We start from the raw sequence: 18466 nt of genomic DNA, 5'->3' as shown, positions 1-18466 counted from the left end.
ATTAAAATATTCAAACTTTGCAGACTCATCCGAGTTTGTTGTGCTACGTCTGTCTATGGAGTTGGGGGCTTCAGAGGGGCGAAATGTCTCAGGACCTTAGGGACTGGCTAAGCGCACTTGGATTATCTGACTACGCGCAGGCCTTTTTGGATAACAAAATTGATTTTGGAATTTTACCCGATTTGACGGGTGAAGACCTGATCGAAATCGGAGTCACTGCTGTCGGCGACCGCCGACGGCTTTTGCGCGCGATTGCCGAGCTTGAGACGTTCGAAACCGCTCCGCCATTTCAGCCTGGGGAATCGCTGGAGCCTGCGAAGCGACAGGTGACAGTCATGTTCGCCGATCTGACCGGATTTACCCGGTTGACCAGCGAACTGGATGCCGAAGACATGCACGCGCTGCTCAACGCGTTTTTCACCAGGGTGGACAAAGTCGTCGAAAAATACGGCGGCCGGATCGACAAGCATATTGGCGATGCGGTTATGGCCGTGTTCGGCGCGCCGATCTCGCACACGAACGATACCGAACGGGCCGCGCGGGCCGCGCTGGAAATTCACACGGTTCTACCGGGCCTGAACCCGCCGCTGACCTGCCATATCGGGATTGCATCAGGACAGGTCATTGCCAGTACGACAGGCAGTCAGGCGCATACGGAATACACCGTGACCGGTGACGGTGTGAACCTGGCGTCACGCATCACCGACATGGCGGCGCCGGGGGAAACTTTGGTTTCACATGACATTCAGCGTGCGTTAGGGCCGCTTTTTGTCGGTGAATCGATGGGCGAAAAGGCGATCAAAGGCCTTGGTGATCCGGTTGAGCTGTGGCGGCTGGACCGGATGGCGCGCAACATCCGATCGCGCAGGCATCGCTTTGTGGGCCGCGAGCGAGAGCTGTCCCTGTTTTCGGCAACGTTTGATCGATGCCAGCGGCACGGTAAGGGTGAAGTCCATATCGTACTGGGCGAGCCGGGTATTGGCAAAACGCACCTGTCCGAACAGGTGGCTGAGTTGGCCGACAGCCTGTCCTATTCCGTCCACAATGGCGTGGTCATGGATTTCGGCGCGCGCGAGGGGCATTCAGCCATCCAATCCGTGACGCGCAGTATTCTGGGGCTGGAGCCGACGGATGATACGGAAACCTGTGCCTCTGTCGCGAAAGATGCAATTAGTAAGGGTTGGGTAACAGCGGCGAATGCCGCGCATCTGAATGCGCTGCTTGAGCTTGAGCAAGACCCCGGTCTGGCCGAGGTCTATGCGGTTATGGACAATGCAACCCGTCTGCGGGGGCGGCGTCAGGTCGTCGACGACCTGATCTCGGCCCACAGCCAAGAAACGCCTTTGTTGATCCATATCGAGGATATCCACTGGGCTTCACCCGAGATCCTGACAGCTTGCGCCCATATCGCGGCGATGACGCGAAATCTGCCCTGCGTGTTGCTGATGACCAGCCGCGTGGAAGGCGATCCGATCGACCGCGAATGGCAAATTGCGACGGATGGCGCCCTGATATCCAAGCTGGAACTGGCGCCGATGGGAGACGAACAGGCCCGGCAACTGGTCGAAGAGTTCACCGGGATCGACCCGGAACTGTTAGACGCCTGCGTGAAACGCGCCGGGGGCAATCCGCTGTTTCTTGAGCAGTTATTGCGTAATATCGATGTGCTGAAACAAGAATCTGTTCCCGGCAGCATTCAGGGCATTGTTCAGTCCCGTCTGGATTCGCTGGACCGGACCAGCCGGACGTCGATTCAGGCGGCATCTGTGCTGGGGCAGAGGTTCTCGCCCGAAGTTTTGAATTTTGTTCTGGGTGAAGGGCATCTGGACACCTCGACCCTGATCCGCTCCGCCCTGATCCGCGAGGCTGAGGCCGATCTGATGTTTGCCCACGCGCTGATCCGCGACGGATCTTATGCAACTTTGGTGAAATCTGAACGCGCGCGCCTGCATCGTCAGGCCGCGAGTTGGTTTGAGGACCGTGACGCCACCCTGCGGGCACAACATCTGGATCGCGCGGGTGCAACCCATGCGGCCCAGGCTTATCTGGAAGCCGCGGACAAGCTGATACAGGTTTTTCAGTTCGACGATGCCAGCCCGTTGATCGAACGGGGGCTGGAACTGCCAGCACCCGCAGGGGTTCGCTTTGATCTGTTCTGCGCCCGGGGTGAGACGCACCGGTTGCAAGGCCTGTCCAATGATGCCCTGCGTGAATTCAAAGAGGCTGCAGAACTGGCCGAAACGGATGAACAAATCTGCCGTGCACAAATCGGCCTGGCGCAGGCTGCGCGGCAGGCCAGCCTGTATCAGGAAGCACTGGAAAGTCTGAATATTGCCGAGGCAGCCGCAGAACGCTGCGGGTCTGACCGCGACATTGCCCAGATCAACTATGTGCGCGGCAATGTATACTTCCCGCTGGGGCAGGTGACAAAGGCGCTTGAGAGTAATGAAAAGGCTCTAACACTGGCCAGAAAGCTTGAATCCGCACGACTTGAAGTTGGCGCGCTCAGTGGATTTGGCGACGCCAATTTCATGAATGCCACGATGCAGACCGCAACGGGGTTCTACACGCAGGCGGTCGAACGGGCGCGGGAAAAGGGTTTGGTCCGTGACTTGGCCGCAAACCTGCACAATCTGAGCGTCGCGCGTAGTTATACCGGCGAAATAGCGCAAGGAAAGCTGGATGCGCAGGAAGCCATTGAGGTGTCACAGAAGTATTTTGCCTTTGTGCCGGAATGCGTTGCGCAGACCTGTTTGGGCGTTGCGCACACCTTTTTAGGAGAAATAGATCAGGCGCTGGACGCCTTCACCCTGTCTGCCGAGATCGCAAACCGTGTTGGTGCAAAACGCCTCGAGGCGCAGGCGCTTGAACATCTTGCCCGCACACACGTCTATGCCGGGCAGCTGGAACAGGCGCGCGAAACCGGTCGCCGCGCGGTCGATATTGCCCTTGAGCACGGTCGGAATTTTGTCGGACCAAAAGCGCTGTCAGCTTTGGCCATGGCCGAAGAGGACCCAACTGCGCAGGATGAAAACCTAAAGCTTGGCGAGAAGATCATCGCCGAAGGCTGTGTTGGCCATAGCCACCTGCATTTCTATACGGACGCCGCTGCCGTCATGCTGGCGCGCAAGCAGTGGGACGAAGCCACACGGTACGCAGATGCCCTGGCCGATTTCACAGCGGATGAGCCCTTGCCGATGGTCGATCTGTCGATCCTGCAGGCTCGAACACTGGCTGAATGTGGGGGTTGGGGCATTCCTTTGACGGCACACGAGGGTTTCGATGAATTGAAGGCGCGGTTTCAGAACCTGGGCATCAAGCAATCGCTGGTCGGGCCGCTGGACTAATCAGGTGAGGGGCTGAATGAGCATAGAAAAGAAAGTCTGGCTGATCTCGGGTTTTGTTACGCTGGGTCTGGCCCTTGTTCTGTTCAAACTCTGGATTGAACTGAACCATTTCGACGAGGACCCGACGCAATTGCCAGATCAGGCGTCGGTCGACGCTTACCTGCAAGACCTTCCAAATTTGCCTAGCTATCAGGTCAAAACTGGCATATTTATCAAATCCTTCAGTTTTACCGGTGCCAGTGATGTGCATGTCAGCGGCTATATCTGGCAGCATTATGAAGACGGTGTGCATGACGCCATCAAACCAGCCGAAGGCGAAGTGGGGTTCATCCTGCCGGAAGCTGCCGAGGCAGCGAGTGGCCTGATTGAAGAAGCCTACAGGATAGATCAGGGCGGGTCCGAGTTGATCGGCTGGTATTTTGAACAGACCTTGCGCCAGGCCTTTGACTATACCAGTTATCCGTTTGACCACAAAACCGTCTGGGTCCGTTTCTGGCCGGGCGAGTTTGATGTAAATGTGGCTCTAATCCCTGACTTTTCGGCCTATCCGGCCACGGGGCCGAACGATATCTTTGGCATCGACAACCGGATCGTCATGGGAACGTGGGAGCGTGAAAACACCTATTTCGACTACCGGCTGTCCGATCTGGATACGACCCTTGGCATCGGCAAGAACGAATATCAGACCAACCTGCCTGAGCTGCACTATAATTTCGTCATCAAACGGAACTTTGCGAATGCTTTTATCGTCCACATGATCCCGCTGATTGTTGTGACGATGCTGCTGTTCGGGGCTGTCATGACAGTCACGCGACGCCCCAATCTGGTGGAACGGCACGATTTCAGTACGTCCAGCGTTATCGGCACCTGCTCAGTCTTGTTTTTCGTGATCCTGCTGGCGCATGTGCAATTGCGCGAAGGCTTCGCCGGATCTCCTGTGATCTACATGGAATCGTTCTTTTTCCTGATGTATTTCCTGCTGCTGGCAGTGTCGGTAAACACCTACTTCTTTGCAGCCGAGGCCGTGCCGTCCCTGTGGTTCATCCACTATAAAGACAACCTGATTCCCAAGGCCTGTTTCTGGCCCTTTGTCCTGTCGTGCATGGTGATCATCACGGCCTATAACCTCAGCCTCAAGGACAGCCCTAAGGATGAGGTCGGGATACAGGTTCAAAACTAGGCGGGTGGCTGCCACCCGGGTTTTAATGTGCCTGTGGCCATGTCCAGCGTGTATTCCCCGACAACCCCGGCTGCGCCTTTCTCCAACTGATCCAGATACTTGGTGGGCTGCGCGATCACATAGGCATATGCGGGTTTCATTACGCCCTCGATCAGCACGTTGATCCGCTTACGGACGTAGACGTTCTCGGGTGATCCGGGTCCGTGAAAACCTTCGAGCTTGTCGAGTTCATTCATACCGGACGAAGTCACCCGATACACCTCTCCGTGGATCGGTTTGCCACGGCCTTTCTGGTCGACCAGCGTGGCCATCCGATGCAGGTAACCACAATTCGGATTGTCGCAATGCGGCTCATGCGGCACGATCAGGGGCATTCGCTGTCGGGTCACGGCCTTGCCAACGAAATCATCCAGCACATCTGTGTGGGCCTCATGGTTCGGGAAGCCTTTCTTTAACGAGCCATAGGTGAAGTAGAGATAGGTACGTTCACGGTCATCTACGACATCGTCTTCGCTCTCTTCCTCGATCTCCGCAAGCGTGTGGCTGTTGGCCCAGTCATCCAGCATGGCCAGCACTTTACTCGAGATTTTGGCTTCATTGACGTCCTCGGCGTTTTTGGGGCTTTGCAGGAAGTGGATGCACGAACTTGCGTCAATGCCATCTGCAGCCAACAGTGTTTTGACCATATCAACCGAGTTGTTCATCACCGCCACGTGCAGGCTGGTAAACCCATGGTCGTTGGTCGCATTCACGTTGATGCCGCGCCGTATCAGCTCTTGCGCGGCCTCAATGTCAGGTTTGCCCAAGCCCTTTCCGTTTTCATGCAACTCACCTTCGCCGCCAGCTGCGTAATGCAACAGCGTATCGCCATTGTGCTCATCCACGATGTCGATCCCGGCCATCCCGTTTTCAATCGCGTCGAAAACACGGCGCCATTGCACGAACTCATCCGAAGCTGCGGCTTCTTGCGCCCATTTGCAGATGTTGTGTTCCTGATCGGCTAGTTCTTCGAACGCTTCGTCCAGAACTTCCATGATCTGGTCCGGGGTCGCCATCATACCGATGCCCATCATGCCGTTCGACAGCCGCCCTTTGCGGGGACCGACCAGATCAACACCCAGATCGCGTAGCTTTTCGACATTCCTTTGGGTTGTGACGTTGTTCCACATGTTGGTGTTACACGCCGGGCAAAGGATCGCCGGTTTGTTCCGGTACTGCCAGGCGACAAAGACCGAGGTCAAAAGGTTGTCGGCAATCCCATTGGCGATCTTGCCCATTGTATTGCAGGTCACGGGCGCCACGATCACGCAATCGGCCCAATCACACAACGCAAGATGCGAGGCGCGCAGCGGCATGCCAAACTTGGTGTAGCGGAAGTTCCATTCGTCGTCGTCGCGGTAATAGTCGTTGTGCGAGATATAGTCCTCGACCTTTTCCGGCTCATACCCCCTTTCAATCTCGACGCCCTTTTCGATCTCTATATCGCGAAAGAACCTTTCAGCGGACACTGAAGGGATCAGTTTCACATTGTGGCCGGCATCGGTGATTTTCTTCACCAGTTGCGGCACCTTGTCCGCCGCCGATGATCCGCAAGCACACAGCAATACGTTGCGCTTTTCGCTGGGAGCATCGGTCAGCCCGCCCTTGGGGTACCCAAAGATGTTCTTGTCCAAGCTGGGGGATTCATGACGCAGCAGAACAGGCAACCCGGCCTTTTCAACGTCCTTCTGAAATTCGCCTTTCAGGATACTGTCCACGATGTCGTTTCGCCGGCCCAGACAAACGCCATTAAAAAACAGATACGGAACGGTTTCCTTACCGGTTCGGGCGATCAGTTGCCGGCGCATTTTCATAACGTTTGCACCATGCCCCTCGACATCAATCAGCTTGATGTCGGTGATGCCGATATTGGCCAGGATACTGCGCAGCATGTAGGACCAGGGGTCTTCATCCGCATAAAAAAGAACAAGTGGGTTGTTTTTGACGATCTGGTCTACGTCGCTGGGGTCTTCGGGTGGGTCCTGTTTTTCGATCACGAGCAAGGCCGGGTCCTTGAGGTCCCGAAGGCCGCGGAACAAATGCCCGCGCGGTGCCTGCCATACCTGTGAGGTCGCGGGACTCATGTCCACAACCGTCACCATATCGGTGGCCTCTTTATAAGCGATACACAGGCACCAGAACTCCTCCAGCAGGGCCGTTTCACGGAACGCATTCTTTGGGGGGCGAATGACCTCAGACCCCAGGACTTTATTGAAATCGATATTGATCATCAGATGACGAAGATCTTTGTGTTCGTTCAGACTTTGCAATTGGTGGTGGAACCAGTCTTCGGGTGAACTGACGTTTTTGTCTGAACGTTTGGCGTAGCGGCGGAAAGTGCTTCCCAGATGCACGTCCGGTTCCTGACTGAGGTACCGTTGCGCCATCGCGTGCATTTCCCGGGCTGTCGACACACGACTAAGCGCCTCGGCCAAATCGGTTTGCGTTGCCCTCAGCAGTTTGTCTTCGTCAACCTGTTCATCCCCAAGGATGGCCAGGCTTTCGGCAAGAACGCCCATCGAATTCATGTTCGGGCTGGCCCGCCGGAACAGGTTGCGCCGCTTTTTGGGGTCCTTGGCCAGGTATTGCGTACTGTCGACATAATTGCAGTCCTGCTTCAGGGTTTGCAGGTATGTTTTGACAGCGTCTAGCGCCGAAAACCGCAGCATCCCCCGTGATCGCATCGATGTTCCATCGCGGTCGGTCATCCCGGCCCACAGTCGATCAATGGTCGTCACCCATAGCTTGCCGTACTTTTCCGGGTGAACGTCCATCATATGCACAAGGCCGGTACTTGGGTTGCACTTTGCGATAATGGCAAAATGGCCCCCCGGCATGTTCTCCTTGCCATGTGCGACACCGACTTGAAAGTTCGCCACAAGGATATCGTTCTTTCCACCCAGCCGATTGGATTCGTCTATTGCCTCAAGCAGCAGATCCACGGATGTCGTGGCCTCATCCATGAAATAGGCCTGCACCTGAATGACATCGCGCAGGTCCTGAGTATGGATGAATGTGCAGGCAACATCGAAAAGTTCGCCCAGCGATATTCCGTCGTTTACGACAAACGAGGTCGGCAAGCCGCATTCGCGAAAGATGTCGTTGACTTCGTAGCTGAATCCAAGCGCCGACATGCTAAGGGCTGCAGCGGTCACGCTGCAGCAATTGATCGGCTGTTGATAGTTCTTCAGATGCACACTGACCAGATCGCCAAACAGCGTATCTTCACAGGCATCCTTGATCTTTTTCGGGATTGCCTTCCATTGGTGTTTGGGCAGATAGGCCAATCGGGTGCCCGGAGTGGCCAGCGCCTGAAGACTGACGGGAATGTCCTCGATTTCGAGATGTTCTTCGTAAAAATAGTCCCCGGTGTCTGCGGTCGCCAGAACCGCTTTGTCCTGCCGGAGCTGAACCATGCCGCCAAGGACCACGAACATACCTTCAGAGGGCAGGACCATCTCTTCGGATACTTCGTAGAACTCGAATTTCGAATGAATGACTGATGGATCCTTGGATGGCAGGACCTCGTCTATCAAGTTGAGATCGTCTTGGGATGGATTGAATGATTGAGAGTTTTCAATTGGATCTTTAGGCACGTCTTGTCCCCCCTGAACTTCGCCGTGAAAATTATCAAAGACCCAACGCAGAAGCTTGTTTTTGGGTCAGGCACCCATCGGTCATACGGAATAGAAAACCGGCCTGACGTAATTTTCCGCGCTGGGCGGACCGATTGAACACATTGATATGCGCGAACAAAAAGGTCCAATTGAGCGCACTGTATAATATCTGAATATAAAAATCACTGGCGTTGTTGATTGGGTCAATTGCGTTGCAGCCATAGGGTGATCATGTCGTTCATCGTGCCGCCGAGCGTGGAAGCTCGCACAGCTGGTACGACGAATTGACAAAAATCTTGTCAATATGACAAGCTTAACCACGATTTCGTCAAGATTGCCCCTGCGTTTCGGACAGAAGCGGCCTCATACTTTCAAAAACGAAAGAGGAGGCGCGTTTTGAGCTGGAACATTTGTGTCATCGGAGCAGGCAAGATCGGTCAGATGATCGCGACCTTGCTGAAGTCATCGGCCAATTACTCGGTCACAGTGGCCGACCGGGATTTGGCTGCGTTATCAGCTTTGAACAAGCAGGGCATTTCGACCCGGCAAATCGATGTGAGCGACGAAGCGCAACTGACCGAAGGCCTGGGTGGGTTCGATGCCGTAATCTCCGCGGCCCCGTTCTTTCTGACGCCGAAAATTGCCAAGGCGGCCAAGGCCGCTGGTGCGCATTATTTTGACCTGACCGAAGATGTCGCGGCGACCAATGCCGTGCGCGAACTGGCGCAGGACAGTGAAACTGCATTCATGCCGCAATGTGGCCTGGCGCCGGGTTTTGTTGGTATCGCGGGGGCATCGCTGGCGGCGGAATTCGATGAAATCGACAGCCTGCATATGCGGGTGGGGGCGCTGCCGCTCTATCCGACCAACGCGTTAAAATACAATCTGACCTGGTCCACTGACGGGTTGATCAATGAATACTGCAACCCTTGCGATGCCATTGTGAATGGTGAACGGGTCAAGACCGCTCCGCTGGAGGATTATGAGCTGCTTGGCCATGACGGGGTGGAGTACGAATGCTTCAACACCTCTGGTGGGTTGGGAACGTTACCCGAAACGCTGGACGGCAAGGCGCGGGCAGTGTCTTACCGTTCGATCCGGTACCCGGGCCATTGCGATATCCTGAAATTGCTTCTCAAGGACCTTGGCCTGGAACATCGCCGCGATCTGCTAAAGGATATTTTTGAGACCGCGCTGCCACGCACCGACCAGGATGTGGTGCTGGTCTATTGCACCGCGAAGGGCATGATCGACGGCGCGCTGCGCGAGAAATCCCTGATCAACAAGAGCTTTGCCCGCACCATCAACGGACAGGTCTGGAGCGCTATACAGGTCACCACGGCCGCAGGCGTTCTGGGTGTGGTTGATTTGATGCGGACCGGCGCACTGCCTGCGAAGGGCTTTATCCGGCAAGAACAGGTGAACCTGTCCGATTTCCTCAATACCGAATTTGGCCGGCTCTATCGCGCCGGCGACGTAACCGAACAGAACAAGGCGGCCTGAGATATGAAAGACATCGTGATGACAGCCCAAACAACCCTCGCCAATCTGGATCTGACCGAGGCCGAACTGACCGGCGGCACGCTCAAAGTGACGTCTCCGATTGATGGCAGCGTGTTGGCCGACGTGCATGAGACACCCGTTGCCGACATGGACGCCATCTTTGCCCGTTCTAAAACGGCGTTCAAAGAATGGCGGACAGTACCGGCCCCGCGCCGGGGTGAGCTGATCCGCCTGTTGGGAGAGGAACTGCGCGCCGCCAAGGACGATCTGGGTGCTCTGGTCAGTTGGGAGGCTGGCAAGATCACATCCGAAGGCTTGGGCGAAGTGCAGGAGATGATCGACATCTGTGACTTTGCGGTCGGTCTTTCGCGTCAATTGTATGGTCTGACCATTGCGTCGGAACGTCCGGGTCACCGGATGATGGAGACGTGGCATCCGGCAGGCCCGGTCGGGGTGATCTCGGCCTTCAACTTCCCGGTAGCGGTTTGGTCTTGGAATGCGGCACTGGCGCTGGTTTGCGGTGACCCGGTGATCTGGAAGCCGTCCGAGAAATCTCCGCTGACCGCGATGGCTTGTCAGAAGATTTTTGAACGCGCGCTGGTTCGGTTTGGCGATGCGCCGGGCAACCTGCTGCAAACCCTGATCGGTGATGCGGCGCTGGGCGAGGCCTTGGTCGCAAGCGAAGACGTTCCGGTTATCTCGGCCACAGGGTCCACCCGTATGGGTCGCGCCGTGGCACCTATTGTAGCACAGCGTTTTGGCAAGTGCATTCTGGAGTTGGGCGGCAACAATGCAATGATCGTTGGTCCTTCGGCCGATCTGGAAATGGCTGTCCGTGCGGTTGTGTTCTCGGCCGTAGGTACGGCCGGTCAGCGCTGTACCACGCTGCGCCGCCTGATCGTACATAACTCGATCCGCGAAGAACTGGTGGGCCGTCTGAAAAAAGCCTATGCAGGATTGCCCATCGGCAACCCACTGGTCGAAGGCACGTTGATTGGCCCGTTGGTAGACGAAGCCTCGGGCACGGCCATGACCGCAGCGCTTGAGGCTGCCAAGGCCGAAGGTGGAGCCGTGCACGGTGGTCGTCGCGTGACCGAGGGTGTGCCTGCTGGTGTCTATATGGAACCGGCCATTGTCGAAATGCCTGGCCAGACGGCGGTGGTAAAAACCGAAACCTTTGCGCCCATCCTCTACGTCATGGGCTATGACGATTTTGATGACGCGATTGAGCTGCAGAATGACGTCCCCCAAGGCCTGTCCTCTTGCGTGTTCACCCTGAATATGCGCGAGGCAGAGCAGTTCCTGACTGCGGCCGGGTCGGATTGCGGGATCGCCAACGTGAATATCGGCCCATCTGGTGCCGAGATCGGTGGAGCCTTCGGTGGTGAGAAGGAAACTGGCGGCGGGCGCGAAAGCGGCTCGGACGCGTGGAAAGCCTACATGCGTCGTCAGACAAATACGGTGAACTACTCGGCTGAGTTGCCTTTGGCACAGGGCGTCAAATTCGATATCTGAACCAATTATCCAGCGGCGCTTCGGCGCGCCGCTGGACGATCCGCGTTAATCCGCAAAAAGATAGTCAAGGCTCATGATGGCTTGCGCCTTGTCCAGCGACACGCCCAGAAACTCGGCAATCGCGGTCTCATTCTCAATATTTGAGTTGGTCTCGCGGATACGCAGGTATCCGTCGAACTCTGCCTCGCGGATCAATTCGGATTCGTGCACCAGTGAACTGCGCAGTGCTGGGATCAGACGGGCCACGGATTCCCGAGGACTGCTTTCTCCGGCCAACCCCACGCGGCGGGCGTGGCCGATCAGATAATCGTCGGAGTACTCGCACTCGATTTCCAGAACATGGCTACGGGCCTGAACCGAGCAGAAATCCTGAATGATATCCAGATCTGCGGGATCCACGCACAAGACCAGCTTGTTGGAATCAAAGCTTTCAAACAGCATGCGCGCCACCGCGCGCCGGTGCCGCGTGCGCTTGGCCAGAGACGATTCAATGCCGCCCAGATCAGGCAAAGAAGTGTCTTCTTCGTTGAACAGGTATTCCACGCAGGGAATGTCGGTTTCCGAGACGATCTGATCCACCAACCTCTTGGCAACATGCCATTTCTTACTCACGATCAGAAACACTTCGCGCTCGGGGCCCAGTGAATTGCCCGCCTCCCAGAACCGTAGCGCATAGCGCCGCCCCACCCGGCCACGCCCAGTCAGAAAGCTGTACAGGTTGCGGCCTTCGTCCGAGATGTGAAAGGTCATCCCTTCGGTTGCGTACATCTGACCCAACCTGTCCTTCAACTCATGGGCTTCGGGGCTGATCTTGCGGGCGAACAAGTAATCTTGGGATAGCAGCAAGTCATAGTGATCGTTGTAGAACGTCACCGGCATGCCATAATCCGAGAACATCAGAAATGTGGGAGTGCGGTTGTCGATCTCAGTCTTAGGGATCAGATGGCGCACCAACGTCTGAAAAAAGGTCTCGTCCGGAATCCAGGTGGTCGAGAAAAACCGTTTCACATCCGGGCGCTTTTGCAGAAAATCCAGGATCATTTCGATGGTTCTGCGGCGCAGGCACCACCATTGGCTGCCGATCATTATCTGAACATCTGACGGAATCTCGCGCGTCAAACCAAACCGTTTTTGCAGATTGTACGACCCGTAAAACAGCTTGGCCTGTGTGCGTTCGTTGAAATAGTGCCGATAGATCAGCCGGTCCTCGACCATGCCGGTCTTGATCCAGTTGCTTTCCAGGAAATCATGGCTTTCGACGAAATCAACGTCGTGCTGGTTCAGAAAGTCGTGGATGTATTCAGCCGATTTGATCGGCATGCAGTCACCTGACACCATGTAGAAATGAGTGGCGCGGGGAAACGCATCCACAGCGGCCTGCAGGGCGTTCAGCGTGGCCTGAACCAGTGACCAAGCCCCCCAGCCGCATTTGATGCGCTTGCTGGCAAACGTGACATTGGGGTTGTCTTTCAAAGCCTCGCGAATGCGTTCGAAAGCGGCCGCACTGGCCCGCGCGTCAAAGTGGATCGCCATGCAATCCCCGGCTGCGGTCAGTTGCTCGGCCTGCGCGATGATTGCGTCAGGGTCTTTGTGACAAAGCAATATGTAGGCAATTCTTGCCATATTGGCCTATTGTTTTCCGTTTCTGCCCGTTTCCAACCGTGATACTGAGGATGAGCGATTGAATAAATAGAATATTTTTGGTTTTTTGGTTTCAAATGCTGGCGCGTCAATTTTAAGACCAGATCAGCAAAGGAGGCACAGCAGATGGGTTTTCCCGGTACATGGATGACCGAAAGCGAAAGCATGGTTTACCGTGTGGTGCCGAAATGCGCCTGTTCGACCATTGGTCAGATCATGTTTTATTCCGATCACGGGCAGTTTTTTGATGGGGATATCCACGACGCAAAAGACGGGATGCACAAATGGGCCTTCGGTCCAAGTCAGGATCAGATCTCGGGAAATGTCCGCAATCACAAGTCCTTGGCCTTTACTTGCGTACGCAATCCCTACACCCGAATTCTAAGCTCGTTCTTCGACAAGATCTGCGGCATTCAGCGCAACGGCAAGCGGTATCGGGGCAATTTGGTGCCCACGCTTATCTATAATTACGGGATCGAAGTTGGCGGCGACGATGGCAAGGGTGAGTTCGATCAGATCGCCAGTTTCCGCCGGTTTTTGCTGTTTGCACGTGATACGATCCGCTGGCGGCGTCCGATGGATCCTGACATTCACTGGTCGGCCATGTCCGGGCATGTTTCTACCTTCATCGTGAATGGTGGGCAGTACGATCAGATTTTCTGGACTGAGCAGTTCAACGAAGGAATGCAAAGTGTCCTTGATCGGTTAGAGACACCGCACGCTGTGAATTTGTCCGAAATCCCGCGATTCAATGAATCCGAAGGCCACGGGCCCAAACGTGCGCATCCGGTCGAGGACTACTTTGACGACTTTTCGATGCATCTGGTCTACGAAATCTACAAACACGATTTCGAGTTGTTCAAATACGATTTTGAGAACCCGGGCAACAAGATGCCAATCGGTGAGATTGATCTGGACGAAGTTCATGCCAAACTGGGCGACTAGGCGAACGAGTCAGCGATTGATCAGGCACTCTTTCAGGCCAGACGGGTATAGCTCTGGGCCGCCGGTATCCAGAGCATCCAGACTGAACCATCCTGCTGTCCAGCTCAGGCCATTGTCTTCGGTGAATGAAATAGGCGCGTCGGGCCAGTTCAAAAGCTCGGGGCACTGAATCTCGGCCACAAAGATGATCTCATGCCCCTGATGCCCTTCATGCTGGTACAGGTTCTCAATCACCAGCGGTTGCCCTCTGACTTCAACCGTCACATCGAGTTCTTCGCGGAACTCACGTTTCAGGGCGTCATGCCATGTTTCGCCGAATTCGACCGATCCGCCCAACGGGCGAACACCCTTGATGCGACCGTCGTCATTTGGGACTTCAGCAACAAGAAGGCGGTCCCCCCGCCAATGCAAGCCGATGGCTTTGACACGGATACCTTTGTGCGGGCGCCAGAATGTCATGCTTCTCACCGATTGTGCTATGGATATCGTTGAATACAAAAGAAAAAGGTCTCGCTAAACAAACTAGCGAGACCTTTGAAGTTATTGCAGTTTGGAAACCGCTTCGTCAGACTTGGCGCACGGCACCTTTCGCGGCACTTGTCGCCAGCTTGGCATAGGCCTTGAGCGCGGTTGACACCTTGCGCTTGCGCGGTGCGGCGGGCACCCATCCCTTTTCGTCCTGCTCTTCGCGGCGGGCGGCCAGTTCTTCGTCAGACACGGCCAGATGAATCGTCCGGTTGGGGATGTCGATCTCGATCTTGTCGCCTTGCTTGACCAGCCCGATTTCGCCACCCTCGGCGGCCTCTGGTGAAACGTGGCCAATCGACAGACCCGAAGTGCCACCCGAAAAACGCCCATCGGTCAGCAGGGCACAGGCTTTGCCCAGACCCTTGGATTTCAAGTAAGACGTCGGATAGAGCATTTCCTGCATCCCCGGACCGCCGCGCGGGCCTTCGTAGCGGATCACCACCACGTCGCCCTCTTTGACCTTGCCGGTCAGGATGTCGTTCACGGCCTGATCCTGGCTTTCGCAGACATAGGCAGATCCAGTGAACGTCAGGCTGTTGGGATCAACGCCTGCCGTTTTCACGATACATCCTTCGCGCGCGATGTTGCCGAACAAGACTGCCAGACCGCCATCCTGACTGAACGCGTGTTCCTTGGACCGGATCACACCGCCTTCGCGGTCGGTGTCCAGTTCCTTGTACCGGTTCGACTGGCTGAACGCCTGCGTCGTGCGTACGCCGCCGGGCGCGGCCTTGAACAGGTCCTGCGCTGCGGGGTTGTTGGCGACCTTGATGTCCCAATTGGCAATCGCTTCGCCCATGGTTGCCGAATGCACGGTGCTGCAATCTTCGTGCAGCAGCCCGGCGCGGCTTAGCTCGCCAAGGATCGAGAAGATGCCACCGGCGCGGTGCACGTCCTCCATATGAACATTCTCGGTATTGGGCGCGACCTTGCACAGACACGGCACCTGACGGCTCAGGCGGTCCATATCGGTCATAGTGAAATGCACTTCACCCTCATGTGCAATGGCCAGCAGGTGCAACACCGTGTTGGTCGAACCGCCCATGGCGATATCCAGGCTCATCGCGTTTTCAAAAGCGTCGAACGTGGCGATTTCACGGGGCAGGAAGCCTTTTTCGTCCAGATCATAGTGCCGTTTGGTGATCTCAACGATCCGACGCCCGGCCTCGAGAAACAGCTCTTTACGATCGGCGTGTGTGGCCAAAGTTGAGCCGTTGCCCGGCAGAGCAAGACCCAGCGCCTCGGCCAGACAATTCATCGAGTTTGCGGTGAACATACCGGAACATGACCCACAAGTTGGGCAGGCGTTTTCTTCGATGTGCTGGACCTGTTCGTCGGTGAACTTGTCATCGGCGGCGGCGACCATTGCGTCAACCAGGTCGATCTTCTTGGCGTCCAGATCGGCGATGTCGATCTTGCCAGCCTCCATCGGGCCGCCCGAGACAAAGATCGCCGGGATATTCAGGCGCATAGCGGCCATCAGCATGCCGGGGGTGATCTTGTCGCAGTTCGAAATACACACCATCGCATCAGCACAGTGGGCGTTGACCATGTATTCGACCGAATCCGCGATCACTTCGCGCGAGGGCAGAGAATACAGCATTCCGTCGTGGCCCATGGCGATACCATCATCGACCGCGATGGTATTGAACTCTTTCGCAACACCTCCAGCGGCTTCAACCTCGCGCGCGACCATCTGGCCCAGGTCTTTCAGGTGCACGTGGCCCGGCACGAATTGGGTGAAAGAGTTGACGATAGCGATGATCGGTTTGCCGAAATCGTCGTCACCCATTCCGGTGGCGCGCCACAGGCCGCGGGCACCAGCCATATTACGGCCGTGGGTAGAGGTTCTGGATCGGTACATTGGCATGATGCTGTTTCCCTTTTGCCCCGGTTGCGATATTCGGGTTGCGTACGTTATAGCGCACGTACCACATGTGCGCTATAACGCACAAGGGGATTCAAGAGACGATCAAGATGGCACCGGACGAAATTACGCTAAAACTACGCGATGTGCGAGCGGCCTCCGGGCTGAGCCTGTCCAAAGTGGCCGAGATGACGGGTGTCAGCAAAGCCATGCTGGGTCAGATTGAGCGTGGCGAATCCAGCCCGACCATCGCAACGCTGTGGAAAATCGCCAAAGGGTTTCAGTTACCACTTAGTGCATTGATTGGAACGGCGGCGCTGCGGGATACCGCCATGCCCGACGTGTTTCACACGGTGACCTTTCCCGGCAGCATCGAGGTCAAGATCGTCTTTCCCTTCGATCCAGCGCTGGGCGCCGAAACGTTTCACGTCGACCTTGCCCCAAACCAAAGCCACGAATCCGCAGCTCATGCCGCAGGTGTGACCGAAGAAGTGTTTGTGTTGAACGGATCGCTTGAGATTCTGCGCGACGGTGATTGGGTGCCGCTGCAGGCCGGGCAGGGCCTGCGCTTTGCAGCCGATCTGCCGCATGGCTACCGGGCCGGGACGAATGGCGCTGCGTTCTTGAACATGCATCACTATGCGCAACCAGCCGACGTCACCTGAGGAAGCGCGCTCGCTGGAAAGGGTGGGCGACATGAAACAGATAAGTGACCCAAGTACAAAGCGATGGCTTTGTTTCGAGGTGGTACACAGCGCGGGTCGCGGTGTGTATGGGTTCTTTTGCACGAATCGATCAGTTCGACGCGGATTGCAGTTTTGAGCTGTACTCGGACAGCGAGCTGGAAACGATATCGTACCACTCGCCCGACTGCCGCATTTCGTTCAGGCCATTGTTCAACATCGAGATATACTGCAGCCCGTACGGGTTGGATTTATGGGCCAGCAGGGGAATGGCGGACAGATGGGTGAAGTTCTCATTCTGAACCACCTCGTTCTCCAAACCCAAAGCCGCAATTGCACCATTGGCTTGCTGGATGGCCATCCCGGTGGCGTCCGCCGTTCCGTTCATAACCGCCTCGATGCACTCTTCCGGGGTGCGGGGGCGAACAAGCGTAATTTTAGGTTCTACCAGACCGGCCTCTTCCAGGTCATTGGTAAAGAACCCGCCCATACGACAGAAAACGGCCCCTTCCAGCTCTTCGATGGAGGCTGCGCCAGCATATTTGCTGTCGGGCAGAGTGAAATACCCAGCGACCGATTCATACAATGGCTGTGACGCGTAGAACCCGTTACAGCGATAAAGGCTGTCTTCACCCATGGCATGGGGGTTTTTTGTGCAATCTGGCACAACCCAGGCAACGGCGATGTCATACGCTCCGGCGGGCAGAAGTGTATAAAGATGCGAGTTGAAATCGTTCACCCAACCCTGGTTGTATTCGCGCTTGTTGCCAGCACGATGCAGGGCCGTTGTCGACAACCGCATCAAAAAGCCGCCACCCGAAAGACCTTCGTCCGTATCGGGTGCCCAATCATTGCCGGCCAAAAGAAGAATCGGTGGTTTATAAACGTTTCTGGCTTTGATCTTCGCGGCCTTTTCTTCCTCTCGCTCGACAACTTCGTTGAACTGCGATGCGGCGGTCAAGCGGCCGTCGGCGCACGGCAAATTCAGAACAGTACCAGGCGTCAGGTTGTTCGGATTTCCGGCAATGACGTTTCTGTTCGCGTTGAAGATGATCTGGTAGTCCCGAGATCCATAAGCCGTTTCGGAAATAGTCGCCAGTGTTTCACCTGCTTCTACTGTATACGGTTCGCACGCGACCTGCGCCGCAGCGCCTATCGGTGAGATCAAGGCAGCCAGACCCAGGGCCTCTAGGCCAAACTTAGTTCCAGGGGTATTCATTTCGTTCTCCTGTTGAGTGAGTGCTTTGACTTGCGCCATGGTCCGGGTTGTTTGGTTTACTACCCTGGCGGTGGTATTTTTTTCACTTACAAAATGTTAGGAAAGGTGTTCCGCGCTGCTTCAAATTTTTCAGACGGCGGGGGAGTGCATCTATTATTTTTCCAACTTGCCCGTTTCTCTTGGCTCCAGCACCGATGTTGTATTGGCTGTTTCACGGCCTGAACATGGGCGCTTTCACAGATAATCCGGGGTACAATGACGTAGGGAAAACCGGCCATTTTCTGGCGGAAAGTGTGTTTTTCGTTCAACCCCTAGTGGAGTGAAAAGTATCATGCAGGCGCAAGTCCACAAAGCAGGACGGCACTCGTACACCCATGACCAT

At 55.8% G+C, this 18466-nt stretch carries 11 protein-coding genes; 6 read left to right on the top strand and 5 right to left on the bottom strand.

What is annotated here, in order from left to right; translation table 11 throughout:
* Positions 1 to 83 precede the first annotated feature (83 nt).
* Together RUA4292_RS04850 and RUA4292_RS04845 are read left to right on the top strand one after the other, a co-directional pair.
* A complete protein-coding gene (locus RUA4292_RS04850) occupies positions 84 to 3347 on the top strand; it encodes an adenylate/guanylate cyclase domain-containing protein (RefSeq protein WP_058276569.1) in 3264 nt (1087 codons plus the stop codon).
* A 16-nt stretch (positions 3348 to 3363) separates the two neighbouring features.
* Positions 3364 to 4527 carry a hypothetical protein gene (locus RUA4292_RS04845; protein WP_058276568.1) on the top strand — a complete coding sequence of 388 codons (1164 nt, stop codon included), beginning with the start codon at positions 3364 to 3366 and terminating at the stop codon, positions 4525 to 4527.
* Here the strand turns inward: RUA4292_RS04845 and RUA4292_RS04840 are convergent.
* Positions 4524 to 8162: a flavoprotein gene (locus RUA4292_RS04840; protein ID WP_058276567.1), complete on the bottom strand. Its 3639-nt coding sequence runs from the start codon at positions 8160 to 8162 to the stop codon at positions 4524 to 4526. The genes RUA4292_RS04845 and RUA4292_RS04840 overlap by 4 nt on opposite strands.
* 417 nt (positions 8163 to 8579) lie before the next feature.
* Here RUA4292_RS04840 and RUA4292_RS04835 point away from each other — a divergent pair, with 417 nt between their 5' ends.
* Positions 8580 to 9686, top strand: coding sequence for a saccharopine dehydrogenase family protein (locus tag RUA4292_RS04835; protein ID WP_058276566.1), 1107 nt, complete (start codon positions 8580 to 8582; stop codon positions 9684 to 9686).
* A gap of 3 nt (positions 9687 to 9689) precedes the next feature.
* The gene (gene amaB / locus RUA4292_RS04830; protein ID WP_082637001.1) at positions 9690 to 11201 is read left to right on the top strand and encodes an L-piperidine-6-carboxylate dehydrogenase; all 1512 of its coding nucleotides are present in this window, start codon (positions 9690 to 9692) and stop codon (positions 11199 to 11201) included.
* A gap of 45 nt (positions 11202 to 11246) precedes the next feature.
* Here amaB and RUA4292_RS04825 read toward each other — a convergent pair whose 3' ends face one another.
* The gene (locus tag RUA4292_RS04825; RefSeq protein WP_058276565.1) at positions 11247 to 12824 is read right to left on the bottom strand and encodes a DUF5928 domain-containing protein; all 1578 of its coding nucleotides are present in this window, start codon (positions 12822 to 12824) and stop codon (positions 11247 to 11249) included.
* A gap of 144 nt (positions 12825 to 12968) precedes the next feature.
* On the opposite strand from RUA4292_RS04825, the gene RUA4292_RS04820 reads away from it, so the two are divergent.
* The gene (locus tag RUA4292_RS04820) at positions 12969 to 13787 is read left to right on the top strand and encodes a sulfotransferase family protein (RefSeq protein WP_058276564.1); all 819 of its coding nucleotides are present in this window, start codon (positions 12969 to 12971) and stop codon (positions 13785 to 13787) included.
* A gap of 9 nt (positions 13788 to 13796) precedes the next feature.
* Here RUA4292_RS04820 and RUA4292_RS04815 read toward each other — a convergent pair whose 3' ends face one another.
* Positions 13797 to 14246 carry an NUDIX hydrolase gene (locus RUA4292_RS04815; protein WP_058276563.1) on the bottom strand — a complete coding sequence of 150 codons (450 nt, stop codon included), beginning with the start codon at positions 14244 to 14246 and terminating at the stop codon, positions 13797 to 13799.
* A 106-nt stretch (positions 14247 to 14352) separates the two neighbouring features.
* A complete protein-coding gene (gene ilvD / locus RUA4292_RS04810; RefSeq protein WP_058276562.1) occupies positions 14353 to 16185 on the bottom strand; it encodes a dihydroxy-acid dehydratase in 1833 nt (610 codons plus the stop codon).
* Between the two features lie 107 nt (positions 16186 to 16292).
* On the opposite strand from ilvD, the gene RUA4292_RS04805 reads away from it, so the two are divergent.
* Complete coding sequence (locus RUA4292_RS04805) at positions 16293 to 16847, top strand: helix-turn-helix domain-containing protein (RefSeq protein ID WP_058276581.1); 555 nt, start codon at positions 16293 to 16295, stop codon at positions 16845 to 16847.
* Between the two features lie 130 nt (positions 16848 to 16977).
* On the opposite strand, the gene RUA4292_RS04800 is transcribed toward RUA4292_RS04805, so the two are convergent.
* Positions 16978 to 18084 carry a transporter substrate-binding domain-containing protein gene (locus tag RUA4292_RS04800; protein WP_058276561.1) on the bottom strand — a complete coding sequence of 369 codons (1107 nt, stop codon included), beginning with the start codon at positions 18082 to 18084 and terminating at the stop codon, positions 16978 to 16980.
* Positions 18085 to 18466 lie beyond the last annotated feature (382 nt).

Source organism: Ruegeria atlantica, assembly GCF_001458195.1.
Lineage (GTDB): Bacteria > Pseudomonadota > Alphaproteobacteria > Rhodobacterales > Rhodobacteraceae > Ruegeria > Ruegeria atlantica.
Note: the sequence above shows the minus strand (reverse complement) of the source record. Positions and strands in the feature narration are given on the sequence as shown.

Excerpts from the sequence above, each read along its gene's own strand:
- RUA4292_RS04850 (WP_058276569.1), top strand. The coding sequence starts at position 84 with ATGTCTCAGGACCTTAGGGACTGGCTAAGCGCACTTGGATTATCTGAC.
- RUA4292_RS04845 (WP_058276568.1), top strand. The coding sequence starts at position 3,364 with ATGAGCATAGAAAAGAAAGTCTGGCTGATCTCGGGTTTTGTTACGCTG.
- amaB (WP_082637001.1), top strand. The coding sequence starts at position 9,690 with ATGAAAGACATCGTGATGACAGCCCAAACAACCCTCGCCAATCTGGAT.
- RUA4292_RS04825 (WP_058276565.1), bottom strand. The coding sequence starts at position 12,824 with ATGGCAAGAATTGCCTACATATTGCTTTGTCACAAAGACCCTGACGCA.
- RUA4292_RS04820 (WP_058276564.1), top strand. The coding sequence starts at position 12,969 with ATGGGTTTTCCCGGTACATGGATGACCGAAAGCGAAAGCATGGTTTAC.
- RUA4292_RS04815 (WP_058276563.1), bottom strand. The coding sequence starts at position 14,246 with ATGACATTCTGGCGCCCGCACAAAGGTATCCGTGTCAAAGCCATCGGC.
- ilvD (WP_058276562.1), bottom strand. The coding sequence starts at position 16,185 with ATGCCAATGTACCGATCCAGAACCTCTACCCACGGCCGTAATATGGCT.
- RUA4292_RS04805 (WP_058276581.1), top strand. The coding sequence starts at position 16,293 with ATGGCACCGGACGAAATTACGCTAAAACTACGCGATGTGCGAGCGGCC.
- RUA4292_RS04800 (WP_058276561.1), bottom strand. The coding sequence starts at position 18,084 with ATGAATACCCCTGGAACTAAGTTTGGCCTAGAGGCCCTGGGTCTGGCT.